At 70.9% G+C, this 14,261-nt stretch carries 11 protein-coding genes and 1 pseudogene; 5 read left to right on the top strand and 7 right to left on the bottom strand.

Translation table 11 applies throughout. The features are described from left to right. The first annotated feature begins 87 nt into the window (after positions 1-87). Positions 88-2,241 (top strand): peptidase C14, encoded by a 2,154-nt coding sequence (locus FY549_RS05225; protein WP_149084133.1) that lies wholly within the window; start codon positions 88-90, stop codon positions 2,239-2,241. Between the two features lie 127 nt (positions 2,242-2,368). On the opposite strand, the gene FY549_RS05230 is transcribed toward FY549_RS05225, so the two are convergent. After that, the gene (locus FY549_RS05230) at positions 2,369-2,635 is read right to left on the bottom strand and encodes a hypothetical protein (protein ID WP_149084134.1); all 267 of its coding nucleotides are present in this window, start codon (positions 2,633-2,635) and stop codon (positions 2,369-2,371) included. A gap of 169 nt (positions 2,636-2,804) precedes the next feature. Beyond that, a pseudogene (locus tag FY549_RS05235) lies at positions 2,805-3,575 on the bottom strand (NAD(P)/FAD-dependent oxidoreductase); the annotation flags it as partial. 152 nt (positions 3,576-3,727) lie between these two features. Between FY549_RS05235 and FY549_RS05240 the strand changes: the two are divergent. Continuing rightward, positions 3,728-4,213, top strand: coding sequence for a helix-turn-helix domain-containing protein (locus tag FY549_RS05240; RefSeq protein ID WP_149086002.1), 486 nt, complete (start codon positions 3,728-3,730; stop codon positions 4,211-4,213). A gap of 148 nt (positions 4,214-4,361) precedes the next feature. Here the strand turns inward: FY549_RS05240 and FY549_RS05245 are convergent, their stop codons facing one another. After that, on the bottom strand, positions 4,362-5,204 hold the full coding sequence (locus FY549_RS05245; protein ID WP_149084135.1) for an SDR family NAD(P)-dependent oxidoreductase: 843 nt from the start codon (positions 5,202-5,204) through the stop codon (positions 4,362-4,364). Positions 5,205-5,212: 8 nt separating this feature from the next. Beyond that, the gene (locus FY549_RS05250; protein ID WP_149084136.1) at positions 5,213-5,863 is read right to left on the bottom strand and encodes a GntR family transcriptional regulator; all 651 of its coding nucleotides are present in this window, start codon (positions 5,861-5,863) and stop codon (positions 5,213-5,215) included. A gap of 147 nt (positions 5,864-6,010) precedes the next feature. Between FY549_RS05250 and FY549_RS05255 the strand changes: the two genes are divergently transcribed. The 3 genes from FY549_RS05255 to FY549_RS05265 are packed head-to-tail and all read left to right on the top strand — an operon-like array spanning position 6,011 to position 11,023. Then, complete coding sequence (locus FY549_RS05255) at positions 6,011-7,378, top strand: MFS transporter (RefSeq protein WP_149084137.1); 1,368 nt, start codon at positions 6,011-6,013, stop codon at positions 7,376-7,378. Between the two features lie 14 nt (positions 7,379-7,392). Then, on the top strand, positions 7,393-9,603 hold the full coding sequence (locus FY549_RS05260; protein ID WP_200838881.1) for a hypothetical protein: 2,211 nt from the start codon (positions 7,393-7,395) through the stop codon (positions 9,601-9,603). A gap of 34 nt (positions 9,604-9,637) precedes the next feature. Next, a complete protein-coding gene (locus tag FY549_RS05265; protein ID WP_149084138.1) occupies positions 9,638-11,023 on the top strand; it encodes a hypothetical protein in 1,386 nt (461 codons plus the stop codon). Positions 11,024-11,060: 37 nt separating this feature from the next. Here FY549_RS05265 and FY549_RS05270 read toward each other — a convergent pair whose 3' ends face one another. Genes FY549_RS05270 through FY549_RS05280 form a run of 3 tightly spaced genes read right to left on the bottom strand, consistent with a single transcriptional unit; the run spans position 11,061 to position 14,222 of the window. Then, positions 11,061-12,611: a tripartite tricarboxylate transporter permease gene (locus tag FY549_RS05270; RefSeq protein ID WP_149084139.1), complete on the bottom strand. Its 1,551-nt coding sequence runs from the start codon at positions 12,609-12,611 to the stop codon at positions 11,061-11,063. Position 12,612: 1 nt separating this feature from the next. Further along, on the bottom strand, positions 12,613-13,203 hold the full coding sequence (locus tag FY549_RS05275; RefSeq protein ID WP_149084140.1) for a tripartite tricarboxylate transporter TctB family protein: 591 nt from the start codon (positions 13,201-13,203) through the stop codon (positions 12,613-12,615). Next, the gene (locus FY549_RS05280) at positions 13,200-14,222 is read right to left on the bottom strand and encodes a tripartite tricarboxylate transporter substrate binding protein (RefSeq protein ID WP_149084141.1); all 1,023 of its coding nucleotides are present in this window, start codon (positions 14,220-14,222) and stop codon (positions 13,200-13,202) included. The genes FY549_RS05275 and FY549_RS05280 overlap by 4 nt, the downstream gene beginning before the upstream one ends. Positions 14,223-14,261 lie beyond the last annotated feature (39 nt).

The following is a 14,261-nucleotide window of genomic DNA, read 5'->3' on the forward strand; positions in this document are numbered from 1 at the left end:
CGGGGGATCGGGGACTGATCGGTGACCGCGATCCGGCAGACGGCCGGACGCCTGACCGCGGCGAGGACGCCGCAAAGGAGGATGAGCATGACCCAGCTGGACACCACCACCGAGACCGCGGCGCTGCGCAGTCGACGGATGCTGCTCGCCGGATTCGGCGCCGCCGCCCTGGGCGGGGTCGCGGCGATCGGCGCCCCCGCCGCCGTCCAGGCCGCAGGACCCGCCGTACCGCAGGAGGCGTCGGGCTCGAAGAACGTCGCGCACGGCGGCGTCGCCACCGCCCTCGCGACGCGCAAGGGAAAGGACGGCGACCTCGTGCGCACGAGCGGCTACGCCGTCCCCGGAGACGGCGGCGACGGGCTCTACCGGTTCGTGAAGAAGGACGCCCCTGCGGCGAACGGCGGCACGGTGCTCGCCGGGCCCAAGGGCGGCGCCTGGGTGCTCGTGCACGACGGCACGGTCGACTTCCGGAAGTTCGGCATCATGGATGCCTCCGTCCCCGCCGACGACGCGCTCGACGCGATGGTGGGAGACGGCCGCGTGCGGCGCGTGGAGGCGCACACCGACCTGAACTTCGTCCGCCGGCACAAGTTCTCCCGGTCGAACATCGCCTTCGACTTCGGGCACCACCTCATGACGACGGAGGGCATCGAGAACGCCGGCAAGGACGATCCCTTCGCCGCCGTCATGTTCTTCCGCGGCGAGGTGACCGACGCGGTCCAGGAGGCGAAGCTCGGTGAGGACGTGCCGGACCTCGCCGACATCTTCCCCGTCGCCGACTCGTCGTTCTTCGCGGTCGGGGAGTGGTACGCCGCCGAGGTCAACGCCCTGTCGGGCCGCTGGGAGCGCGAGCTGCAGCGGCTGGTGCAGGTGACCCAGATCGTCGACGGCCGGCACATCCGCGTGAACTACAAGAACGGCTGGCCGCTCGGCAAAGACCGCACGATGACGTGGCGGCACGTGAAGCCGGTGCAGGACGTGACGGTGTCGAACCTGAAGTTCCTCGGCAAGGGGACGGACGAGTACACGGGGTCGCACCCGCTGGCCTTCGAGTACGCGGTGCGCTGCGACGTGGACCACATCGACGGCACGGCGACGTTCTGGCCGCTGATCCAGCGCCGGTGGAACACGTACTTCACCACGGAGAGCTGCACGCTGAAGAACCCGACCTCCGTCACCTGGGGCGGGGCCGGCTACCTGACGCAGCAGATCTACTGCCTGTACGGGTACGTCGCCAACTGCCACACCGCCAACGCCCGGCACCTCAACGACTTCACCGCGAGCGCCTACTGCCTCGTGGAGAACTGCCACGGCGACGGCGACGACCAGGGTCCCTTCGTCACGCACGGCCAGTACGAGCACGACCTCACCTACACGGGCAACTCCGGTCTCATGACGTTCGCGAACTCCGGGGCCGCGTGGGGGTCGGCGGCCAAGCGCATCACCGTCCGCAAGCACGTGTGCTCGTGGTTCGTCGCGCGTGTGCGCATCACCGACCTGACGCTCGAGGACGTGCAGGTGATCGGCAAGCCCTCGCTCTCGGGCTCGGGGATGCTGTGGATCAACGCGGACGGCGCCCAGCTGCGCGGCTGCACCGCGTCGGACACGCTCATCATCACCCAGGCGTCCGACAACTCCGCCCGACCGACGGTGATCGCCGACTCCCACTTCACGTTCGTCGCTCCCGGTGAGCTCACGAACGCCACGGTGAAGACCCCGGTGACGTTCGTCGACACCGTGCTCGACCGGGTCGGCGGCATGAAGATCAACGGCCCGGGTGCGGTCACCTTCCGCGGCTCGACCCTCACCGCGGCAGACGATGCGGCGCCCATCGCGTCGGCGACGGCGAAGCTGCGCGTCGAGGGCTCCACGCTCCGCAACGCCCGCATCGCGGCGGCGGGGAAGGACCGTCAGGTCGTCGAGATCGCGGGTTCCGAGGTGTCGGCGAAGGGCGGGACGACGGTGTCGCGGTCGGGTCCGGGCGAGCTGCACCTGACGCTCTCCGACAGCACCTTCCGGGCCGAGGGGTCGACCACGCACGTCGCGGTGACGAGCGGCGGCACCCATTACCGCGCGGTCGGCAACCGGTTCGAGGGCGGTGCCCTGGAGCTCCGCGACGACGCGTTCGGGAGCGGGTCGACGCTGCTGCACACCGGCAACGTGGAGGCCGGCGTCACCCGCACGGCGTTCCCCGCCGAGGGCGACCGCGTCGTCGACACGGCCAACCTCGTCGTCGGCTGATCCCGCCGGGCACAACTCCGGAGAGGCGGCGCGACCCGCCGCCTCTCCGGCCCCGCACCCGGCGTGTCGCCGAAAATCTCCTGAGTTGTGCCCCGGCGAGTGCCGGTGCCGTCGCCGCGGCATCCCCCTACGGGGTCCGGCGAGACGTCAGACGACGGTGGATCCGACGACGGATGCGGTGCAGCAGCGGCATCTCGAGGTAGATCACGAGCGGGACGGCGATGGTGACGAGCACCAGCGTGCGCATCACGATCGGGAGTCCGGAGAGCGGCGCGGCGAGGAGCAGATTCAAGACGGTGAGGGTCGGGAAGACGGCGACCCAGATCATCAGCGCGAGCTGGTGCTGCGTGGGCGGGGGAACGGGGGTCGCCGTCGGGGCGGGTGCTGCGGACATTGCTGTGTTCCTTCTTTTCGGGGGTCAGGCGCCGCGGTGGGTCGCGAGCTGGGCGGCGAGGTCGTCGTCGGTGAGGTCGGCGTTGAGGGCGATCGCGGCGGCGGAGCCCCTGTCCGGCCGCGGTGATGAGCTGCGCACGCGGATCGGCGACGTTCCCGGCGACGGACACCCCTGGCACGCTCGTGCGTCCGCCGGCATCGTGCCGGACCCACCCGTTTTCATCGGTCTCGCAGCCGAGGGCGCGGAGGAGGGCGTCGTGGGGGCGCATCTCGGGGCGGACGAACACGGCGGAGCGCTCGACGCGGGTGCCGTCGCTCAGCTCCACGCTCTGGAGGCCGTCGGCGTCGATGATGAGGCGGGAGACCTCCCCCGGATGCACGCGGATGCCGCGCGCGTCGAGACGCTCCTGCTCGTCGTCCGTGAGGGGGCGGGTGTGGGGGAAGTAGACGACATCGGCGGACCACTGGGCGATGAGGAGCGTGTGGGCGACCGATGCCGCCGTGCCCCCGATCACCCCGAGGGCGCGATCACGCACCTCGTAGCCGTGGCAGTACGGGCAGTGCAGCACGTCTCGCCCCCAGCGCTCGCGCAGACGAGGGATGTCGGGGATCTCGTCGCGGAGCCCCGTGCTGATCAGGACGCGCCGGGCCTCCAGCCGGCGGCCGTCGTCGAGGGTGGCCGTGAAGCCCGGCGACAGCTCCGCGACGCGTCCGTCGATGATCGTGCCTCCGTAGCCCGCGACCTCGTCCCGTCCGCTCGCGAGCAGCGCGGCGGGTGCGGCGCCGTCACGGGAGAGGAAGCCGTGCAGGTGCGCCGCGGGGGCGTTGCGGGGCTCCCCGGCATCGACGATCGCGACCGTGCGTCGAGCACGGAGCAGGACCAGGGCGGCGCTGAGGCCGGCGGCACCGCCGCCGACGATGAGCACATCGAATCTCTTCATGCCACGAGAGTCGTCCCGGAGGTGCCGGAGCGGCAAACTTCGTTGCCGCTCCTGGGAAACACGGCCAGACTGAGGACGTGCACGGTGACGAGATCGACGCGACGCTCGACGGCGTGGGTACGCGGTTGCGGTGGCTGCGGAAGCAGCGGGGGATGACGCTGACCGACCTGGCCGACGCGACGGGGATCTCAACGAGCACGCTCTCACGGTTGGAGACGGGGCAACGCCGACCGAGCCTGGAGCTGCTGCTTCCCCTGGCCCGCGCCCACCGGGTGCCGTTGGACGACCTCGTCGGGGCGCCCGATGTCGGTGATCCGCGCGTGCGGTTGAAGCCGCGCCGCCGCCACGGCCGGATCGTCGTGCCGCTGACCCCGCACGCCGGACCGGTCCAGGCCTGGAAGATCCTCATCCCGGGGAGCCAGGTGACTCCGCGGCCTCGGGCGCACGAGGGCCGCGAATGGCTCTACGTGCTCAGCGGCACCATGCGGTTGATCCTCGGCACGCGCGACCTGCGCATGGCGGCCGGGGAGGTCGCCGAGTTCGATACGCACGTGCCGCACTGGTTCGGGAGCGCGGACGGGAAGCCCGCCGAGGTGCTCAGCCTGTTCGGCCGCCAGGGGGAACGCGTGCACGGCTGATCCCGCCGGGCACAACTCCGGAGATTCGGCGCGACTCGCCGTCGTCTCGCCCCCGCCTCCGGCGTGTCGCCAAGGATCTCCTGAGTTGTGCCCGGGCGGGCCGGAGGCTGTTCGTGAGGTCGAGACCTCATCGCCTGGAACTCTGAAGTCAGGCCCCGGACACGCCGACGAGCTCGGCGCTGCGCCGCCAGAGGGCCTCGGCGAGAGCGGGGTCGCTCGCCTGCGGGTTCACGCGGGTGGTGAGGACCCGCTCGTCGTAGTAGCCGCCGGAGATCCAGGTCTCGCCGGGAGTGCCGTCGAGGAACCAGCGCAGGGTTTCGCCGCCGCGGTCGCTGCCGATGAGCACGAGACGACGCAGCGGGGTGCGGTAGACGAGGCGCATGATGCTCGACGACTCCGCGGCGAAGTTCGTCGCCACCGTGCCGGGGTGGAAGGCCACGGCGCTGAGCCCCTGCGCGTGGAACTTCTCGTGCAGGCTCTTCGCCATCAGGACGTTCGCGAGCTTGGCGTCGCCATAGGCCTTGTTCGGCGAGTACCGGCGGGTGTTGTCGAGGTCGTCGACGTCGAGATGCCCGAACAGGCGATGGGCGACGCTGGAGGTGTTCACGACCGCGCCGCGGGCGGCGAGCAGCTGCGGGAGCAGGAGGTTCGTCAGCAGGAACGGGGCGAGGTGGTTCACCTGCATGGTCTTCTCGTGCCCGTCGACCGTGGGGGTGCGGTCGCCGAAGATCCCGCCGGCGTTGTTGGCCAGCACGTCGATGCCCGCCGCGCCCACGGCGTCCGTGAGCTGTGCGGCGAGCGCACGCACGTCGTCGAGGCGCGCGAAGTCGGCGGTGAACCACTCCGCGCCGGTCTCCTCCGCGACGGCCCGCATCTTGTCGGGCGAACGGCCCACGAGGAGCAGCCGGTGCGGGGAGCCGGCGAGCTGGCGGGCGGCGGCGGCGCCGATCCCGTCCGACGCTCCGGTGAGGACGATGGTGCGCGCGGTCACGGCGGCGGTCACTCGGCCGACGGCGTGATGCGGCGGACGGCCCTGGTCACGTGCTCGGCGATCACCGCGCGCGCCTGCTCCGGATCGCCGGTCGCGATGGCGTCGACGATCTGCTGGTGGCTGCGCACGTGCTCCTCCTGCTCGGCGGGGTCGAGGGCGGAGTTGGCGGCCTGGATGAACCCGGCGATCCGGCCGCGGAGCTGGGCGCTGAGCTCGTCGAGGAACCGGTGCTCGGCGAGGTCGGCGAGCGTCTCGTGGAAGAGGCGGTCCTGGCGCAGGACCTCGGCCACGTCGCCCGGTGCCGCCGCCGCCATCGCCTGGATGATGGCGTCCAACCGGGCCGCCGACTCCTCGTTCCAGCGTTCCTGCACTCGGATCGCCATGAACTGCTCGAGCACGATCCGCAGGCTCGAGATCTCTTCCAGATCCTGGGCGCTGAGCTGGGCGACGCGGGCGCCGCGGCGGGGCTCGCGGGTGATGAGGCGCTCCTCGGCGAGCCGGGTCAGGGCTTCGCGGACGGGGATGTGGCTGACGCCGAGGCGGTCGGCGAGCTTGCGTTCCACGAGGCGCTCGCCGGGGGCGAGTTCCCCGGAGTGGATCGCAGCGCGCAGCTCATCGGTCACCTGCTCCGCGATGTTCTGATCGGTCACGCTGCGCATCCGGGGGCCTTTCTCGAGCCGTACCGCCCGGTCGGGCGGAGGGGATCGTCCGCTCGATGCTATGGCATGGTCGCGGATGCTGGACACAGCGATGCGTTTGCTAGATGCTATAGCAAGAGGGGTCCATCGATGACGAAGGAGTTGTCCATGTCGGGAAATGAGAAATCGGTCGACGAGCGCACCGCGGAGGACGCGGTGGGAGCCGCCGCCATGAGGAAGGCGATCTGGAGACTCGGTCCGTTCCTCGGACTGCTGTACCTCGTCGCCTACATCGACCGGAACAACGCGGGTTTCGCGAAGCTGGAGATGACGGCCGCGCTCAACATCACCGAGGCCGCGTTCGGCTTCGCTGCGGGCATCTTCTTCATCGGTTACCTGCTGTTCGAGGTGCCGAGCAACCTGCTCCTGGAGAAGTTCGGCGCCCGCAAGTGGATCGCCCGCATCATGATCTCGTGGGGCATCGTCGCCGCGCTCACCGCTTTCGTGCAGGACGCGACGCAGTTCGCGATCGCGCGCTTCATCCTCGGTATCGCCGAGGCGGGCTTCTTCCCCGGAGTGCTGCTCTATCTCACGCTGTGGTTCCCCCGGCAGTACCGCACGCAGGTGCTCGCCGTCTTCGTGCTCTCGAACCCCATCGCCAACGCGGTCGCTGCGCCCCTGTCCGGCTGGATGCTGGAGCTGCACGGCCTGTGGGGCCTGGACGGCTGGCAGCTCGTCTTCCTGCTGCAGGGCATCCCCGCCGTGCTCCTGGCCTTCGTCGTCTTCTTCTGGCTTCCCGACCGACCGCAGGACGCGCGCTGGCTGAACCCCGCCGAGCAGCGCTGGATCACCGACACCCTCGCCGCCGAGACCCAGGCGACGGAGCAGCGGCACGGACGGCTGCGGTTGGGCGAGGTCTTCCGCAACGGCCGCCTCTGGACGCTGATCGTGCTGTTCTTCGGCGTCGTCTTCGGTGCCTACGGGCTGGGGATGTGGCTGCCGACGATCGTGAAGAGCATGGGTGACTTCTCCAACGCGACCACCGGATGGCTCGTGGCGCTGCCGAACCTGTGCGCGGCGCTCGTGATGCTGCCGTGGGAGCGCGCGGCCAGGAGACAGGGCAACATCCCGCTGCAGATCGGCATCACGCTCAGCATCACCGCCCTGTCGCTCATCGCGGCGGTGGCGGCGCAGGGCACGCCGGTCCTCGCGCTCGCGGCGCTGTGCGTCGGGATGTCGGCGCTCTTCTCGACCACCCCGCTGTTCTGGAGCCTGCCCCCGATGGTGCTCACGGGGACCGCCGCAGCGGCCGGCCTCGCCTTCATCAATTCGGTCGGTAACCTCGCGGGCTTCGCGGGGCCCTATGCGATCGGCTGGATCAGCGAGACCACGGGGTCGGCGGTGTGGGGTCTGCTCCTCATCTCGGGGCTCACGCTGCTCGGGGCGACGATCGCGTTCGTGCTCAGCCGACGAGCCGACTTCACCGTCCCGGCCGTGCTGCGCGACGCGGTGGCGACGACGACGGCGCGGCGATAGTGGAGGGGGACATCATGATCGAGACATCGATGACCGAGCGCACGGACGCGTCCGCGTCGGTCGATGCCGGGGAGCGGGTGCGGTCCACGGGCCGCCGCGCACTCATGGCGGGGCTCGGCGCGGTCGCGCTCGGCACGGCGGGTGCCCTCGCGAGCGCGGCACCGGCCCAGGCCGCTCCGGTGGCCGCCGGCGCCAAGGACGTCACGAGAGCGGAGACCGTCGCCGACCTCGCCCGCCTGCGGGCGCGCGACGGCGAGGTGGCGATCGTCGCCGGATACCGGAAGGCCGGCGACGCCGGGCTGCTCGTGTACGTGGGCAGCGAGAACGCGAAGACCACGGTCAACGGCGGCACCGTGATCGCGGGGAAGCGCGACACCCGCTGGATCCTGCAGCACGACGGCACCGTCGACTTCCGGGTCTTCGGCATCGCGGGACCGGAGACGCCGGCCGACGACGCGCTCGCCGCGATGGTGAACGACCCCCGCATCCGCCGGATCGAGGCGAGCACGGATCTCCTGTTCCAGCGCCGTCACCGCTTCACGCGCTCTCACCTGGAGATCGATTTCGGTGGACACGTCCTCACGACGGACGGCATCGAGAAGAACACCCACGACAACCCGTTCGGCGCGGTGATGTTCTTCACCGGGACGTCGAAGGACGTCACGGTCGAGCACGCGCTGGCCGAGCCCTGGCCGGAGCTGACCGACGCGGTCGCGGTGCCGGACGCGTCCCGGTTCCCCGTCGACTCCTGGTGGGCGGTGCAGTGCGACCCCGTCGCCGGAGGAGGGGCGGATGAGCGGGAGCTCCAGCGCTTCGTCCAGGTGACGCAGCAGATCGACGGCACCCACATCCGCATCGACTACCTCAACGGCTGGCCGCTCGACAAGGGACGGAAGCTCATCTGGCGGCAGATGGACCCCGTCGCCGGCGTCCGCATCGCGAACATGCGGTTCCTCGGCGCCGGACCGTTCGACGGCCCGACCGACGGCTCCTTCCCCGACTCGCGGGAGCTCACCGGCTCGCACCCGATCGCGTTCGAGTACGCGATCCACTGCGACGTCGCCGACGTGCACGCGAGCCGCACCTGGTGGCCGGTCATCATGCGGCGCTGGAACACCCACTTCACGACGGAACGCTGCTCGGTGGAGAACCCGCCGACCGTGTTCTACGGCGGCGCCGGCTACCTCACGCAGCAGATCTACAGCCTCTACGGCCGGGTGAGCGACTGCACGTCGTCAAACGCCCGGCACCTCAACGACCTCACCGCCAGCGCGTACTGTCTCGTCGAGAACTGCCACGGCGACGGCGACGACCAGGGCGGCAACCCGTTCACCACGCACGGCCAGTACGAGCACGACCTCACCTTCATCGGCAACTCCGGGCTCATGGACATCGCCAACTCCGGCACGCAGTGGGGCACCGCGGCCAAGCGCATCACGGTGCGCGACCACGTCTGCTCCTGGTTCGTCGCCGGCACCAAGATCAGCGATCTGACGCTGGAGAACGTGCGGGTCATCGGCCGCTCCACGTTCGATCCGCAGGCGACCATGACCATCAACGCCGACGGGGCCCAGGTGCGCGGGTGCACCGCGGGGCTGCTGGCGATCGGACAGCGGTCGCAGCGCTCGTCGCGGCCGACCGTGATCTCGGACTCCACCTTCGCGCTGCCGAAGGACCAGGTGCTCGTCCAGACCCCGGTCACGGCTCCCGTCCGCTTCGTGGACTGCACGATCACCGGAATGGACGGGGTCAAGGCCCGCGGGGCGGGGCCGGTCGAGTTCGTGGACTGCCGCCTCAGCGGCCCGGTGGCGGGTGCCCCCGTCGAGCTCGGTGCCTCCCGCGTCACCATCCGCGGCGGCTCGGTGCGCGACGTGCGCCTGAGCGCGACCGCGGTCCGCGACCAGCTCATCGCCCTGGAGGGGGTCGAACTCTCCACGGAGCGCGCGGACGGCGCCCTGGTGAGCAGAGCCGCCGGTGCCGGCGTCGTGACCTGGCGGGTGACCTCGACGGCGCCGAAGGGCGCGGCGCACCTCGACATCGGGGCGGGGGTGAACCACGCCCGCGTCACCGGCAGCCAGTTCGTCGGCGGACGGCTGCGTCTGGCGGACGGATTCGCCGAGCCGTCGACGCTGCTCTACAGCGACACGGTCGAGCGCGGCGTCGAGACGGCTGTGCCCGAGGCCGGACCGCGCGTCGTCATCGCGGACGTGCTGACGAGCGCCTGACCGACGGCATCATGGACATCAGGGAGGACCACGCGTGAACGACACCGCAGCGGCGACGCACCTCGGAGACCGCATCCGCATCCCCCGCACGCGGGCGCGCATCGGGGTCGCCCGACGCGACATCACGCCCCCCGTCGGCATCCGCGCCAAGAACTGGGGGCCCGCCGACTGGGAGAGGTCCGAGGGAGCGCACCGCCCGTTCGAGCTGACCGCGCTCGCCGTGGTCGCTGCGGACGAGCGCCCGCGGGTGCTGCTCGCGGTGGACGGCACGTGGTGGCGCCGGGTCGCGGATGAGCAGGGGGTGCGCGGGGCGATCCTCGACGGTCTTCGCCTCGAGCCCGATCAGCTGATGCTCTCGCTCTCGCACACGCACGCGGGGGCGGTGCTGTGCGCGGCGGACGCGCATCTGCCAGGCGGAGAGCTCATCCCCGGGTACCTGGAGGCGCTTTCGGCCGCGGGTATCGCGGCCGGGCGCGAGGCGCTGGAGGCCGCGCGCCCGGGGCTGATCGAGTGGACCACGGGCACCTGTATCCTCGCGGCGGAGCGGGAACTCGACCTCGACGGCCGCGCGCTCGTCGGCTACAACCCCCAGGGCATCGCCGACGACACGGTGACCATCGGCCGGATCAGCATCGACGGGGCGGTGCGGGCGACACTGGTGAACTACGCCTGCCACCCGACGACTCTGGCCTGGCAGCACCGTGAGGTGTCGCCGGACTATGTCGGGGCGATGCGGGAGACCGTGGAGGCGGCGACGGGCGCTCCGTGCCTGTTCGTGCAGGGGGCCTCGGGAGAGCTCGCCCCGCGGGAGCAGTACACGGGTGACGTCGCGGTGGCCGACCGGCACGGACGGTCGCTCGGGCACGCGGTGCTCGCCGCGCTCGACGCCCTCCCGGTGCCCGGTCAGGAGCTGACGCTGGACGGGGTGGTCGAGTCGGGGGCTCCGCTCGCGATCTGGACCGGGACCTCCGCGGACGGCGGCGACGGCGCGGCCGGGGTCGTCTCGGCGGTCGAACTGCCGCTGCGCGACCTGCCCAACCTGGACGAGCTCGCCGAGGAGTGGAAGGACATCGACCCCCGATCACGGGAGGAGCGCCTCGGCCGGGCACGGAACCTCCGCGACGGCTACATCGACGGCCCGACCGTGCCGCACCCGGTGTGGGCGTGGCGCCTCGGCGACGCGGTGATCGTGGGGCATCCCGGCGAGGCGTACTCGCGGCTGCAGACGACGCTGCGGGAGCGGTTCCCGGAGACGCCGATCGTGGTGATGAACCTCACGAACGGCCCCGGCTTCGTGTACCTCCCGACGCGCGAGGCCTACGACCGCGGTGCCTATCAGTCCTGGCAGACTCCGCTGGCTCCCGGGGCGCTCGAACTCCTGGAGTCCCACGCCGTGTCCCTCGTGGCGGGCCTCCTCTGATCTGGAGCGCCCGGGCGCGCGATCCCAACGGGCCGAGCTAGCGGCCTGCGATCTCGACCTCGCGGGGGTCGGGGTCGGGCACCGCTGTCCGTGCGCGCGCACGGGTGACGATGCGGTTGCGCACGGAGAGGACGAGCACGACACCCAGCAGCGCGTAGAGGGTGATGCTGATCGGGCCCTGGACGAGGACGGAGAAGTCGCCGTTCGCGCTCATCGCGGCATCCCGGAGACTCGTCTCGGCGAGCGGGCCGAGCACCATCCCGATGATCAGCGGCGCGAGGGGGAAGTCGAGCGCGCGCATGAGGAAGCCGAGCAGCCCCACGCCGAGCAGGAGGAGCAGGTCGAACGCCGACCCGGATGTGGCGTAGATGCCCAGGCCGCAGAACACGGTGATGCCTGCGTACAGGTACGCCCGCGGGATGAGGAGCAGCTTCGCCCAGAGCATCGCGAACGGCAGATTCAGGATGAGCAGGACCACCATGGCGATGAAGAAGCTCGCGAGAAGCGACCAGACCAGGTCGGGAGCACGGTCGAACAGCAGCGGACCCGGCTGGAGACCGTACTGGCGGAACGCGGCGAGCATGATGGCCGCCGTGGCGGAGATAGGCAGGCCGAGGGCCAGCAGCGCCCCCATGGCCATGCCCGTCGTGGAGTTGCCGGCGGCTTCCGGAGCCGCGAGACCACGGATCGCCCCGCGGCCGAACTGAGGAACCTTCCGCCGGGCATCGAGCCGCTTCTCCAGGCCGTACGCGAGGAACGTGGGGATCTCGGAACCTCCGGCGGGGATGACCCCGAACGGAAGCCCGATCGCCGTGCCGCGCAGCCACGCGGGGGTGGCTTCCTTGAGTTCGGCGCGGCGCAGCCAGGGCCGGCCGGAGGGGGCGATGAGCTTCGAATCCGAGGAGTGCCGTTGGAGGCAGGCGACGTAGATCACCTCACCGAGAGCCAGGAGGCCCACGGTGACGGTCACGAGGGACACGCCGTCGAAGAGCTGCGGCGAGTCCATCGTGAACCGCGGCGCGCCGGACACCCCGTCGATGCCGATCACCGCGATGCCCAGACCGAGGAACAGGGCGGTGAGGCCCTTGACAACGCTGTCGGAGACGACGGTGGAGGTGGCGGCGAACGCGAAGACGGCCAGAGCGAAGAACTCGGCCGGGCCGAAGCGGCTCGAGAAGTCGGCCAGCGCGGGGGCGAGGAAGACGACGACGATGGAGGCGATGAAACCGCCGATGAAGGCGCCGATCGCAGCGGTGGCGAGGGCTTGGGCCGCTCGACCGTTCTTGGCCATCCGGTGTCCCTCGAAGGTCGAGGCGATGGCCGAAGCCTGACCCGGCGTGTTCATGAGGATTCCCATCGTGGAATCGCCGAAGAGGCCGCCGAAGTAGATCCCGGCGAACATGATGAACGCGGCCGTGGGGTCGAGGGAGAACGTGACGGGCAGGAGGAGAGCGACGGCCATGGAGGAGCCGAGGCCGGGCAGTACGCCGACGGCCGTGCCGAGGACGCACCCGACGATCACCCACAGCAGGTTCGCCGGGGTCAGGGCCCCGAGGAAGCCTTCGCCGAGCAGCTGGAGAACATCCATGTCAGAACCCCCCGAGGATGCCGGACGGGAGCGGAAGCCCGAGCAGCATGTCGAATCCGATGTAGGCCGTCGCGCTCACGGTGAGCCCGACGGCGAGCGCCTGCAGCGGCTTGCGCGCGCCGAAGCCCCGGGCGACGCACCAGAACAAGAGGCTGGCGGCGATCAGCCAGCCCAGGACGTTCAGGGCGAGCGCGAACACGGCGAAGGAGATGACCACCCATGCCATCGATCGCGCGTCGATGCGCACAGCGCGCTCGGCGGGCGGGGCGTCGATCTCGCCGGCCCCCTCGGCGCGAGCGGTTGCCGTAGCGGGCGCGGCCCGGAGTTCGCGCACGGTCCCGATGACGAGGAGCGCCGCGAAGGTGTACAGGCCGGTGGCGATGATCGCCGGGAAGAACTGCGGGCCGGGGAACGTCGTCCCTTCCGGCACCCGCATGGTGAGGATGCCGACGAGGAGGTAGGTCGCGAAAGCCACGAGAAGGGCAGGCATGGTGAGACCTTTGAGCACGGCGGCGACGCCGGGCCCCGACACCAGTCGGAGACGGTCTCCGACCACGGCTGAGGCGGACGTGGGATTGGCGGGGAAGGTCATAGTCCCATCTCCTCGTACAGGGCGCGGATGCGGTTCTCCTCGTCATCGAGGAAGACCTGGAGCTCGTCCCCGGTGATGACGCGCTCCGTCCAGTGGTAGCGGTCGATGGCGTCCTGCCACTCCGGGGTCGCCACGCTGTCGACCACCAGGTCGGTCAGTGCTTCGACGTCGCCGTCGTCCAGGCCCGACGGTGCGGCCAGCATCCTCCAGTTGGAGAGGGAGATGTCGTAGCCCTGCTCGGCCGCGGTGGGGATGTCGATCCCGTCGATGGGTTCTTTCGCGACGAGGGCGAGCGCCCGGAGGCGTCCGGCCTCGATCTGATCGATGTTGTCGGGATAGCCGCCGGCGGCCGCGTCGGCGGTGCCGTTGAGCAGGGCCTGGATGGCTTCGCCGCCCCCGTCGGACGAGATGTAGGTCGTGTCGACCGGATCGATGCCGGCCGCGAGCGCGAGGTCCGTCACCACCAGCTGATCGAACGACCCTCCTCCCGTCCACGGGACGGACTTCGGGTCCTCCGCCCACGCCTCCACGAGGTCGTCGAGCGTCTCGTACGGCGAATCGGCGGCCACGACGATCACGTCGTACTCCTCGACGATCACGGCGAGGGGAGTGACGTCGTCCAGGGTGGCGGCCGAGTCGAACTGGATCGTCGCCGCCAGCAGGCCGGTGCCCCCCACGAGGAGGTTGTTCGGTTGACCGCTGAGGACGGAGACGTTGCCCAGGGCGATCGTGCCGCCGGCACCGGGCATGTTGACGACCTGCACGTTGTTGACCAGGCCGTTGGCCTTCTGTGCCTGTTGCAGCTCGCGTGCCACGCCGTCCCAGCCCCCACCGGCGGCGGCGGGAGCGATGATCGTCATCGAGGCGTTGATCTCCTGGCCGGTCGCCGCCGACGTGATCGAACCGACGGCCGCGACGGCGACGACGGCGACGGTGACCGCGCCGCCGATGACACGGCCCACGACGTGCCTCGTGCCGCCGGGGTTGCGGGGACCGGACGATCTGGTGAGATGCTTCATTGCTGCTCCATTCGCGCGGACATCGTCGTCGCCGCGGGA

Source organism: Microbacterium sp. 1S1 (genome assembly GCF_008271365.1).
GTDB lineage: Bacteria > Actinomycetota > Actinomycetes > Actinomycetales > Microbacteriaceae > Microbacterium.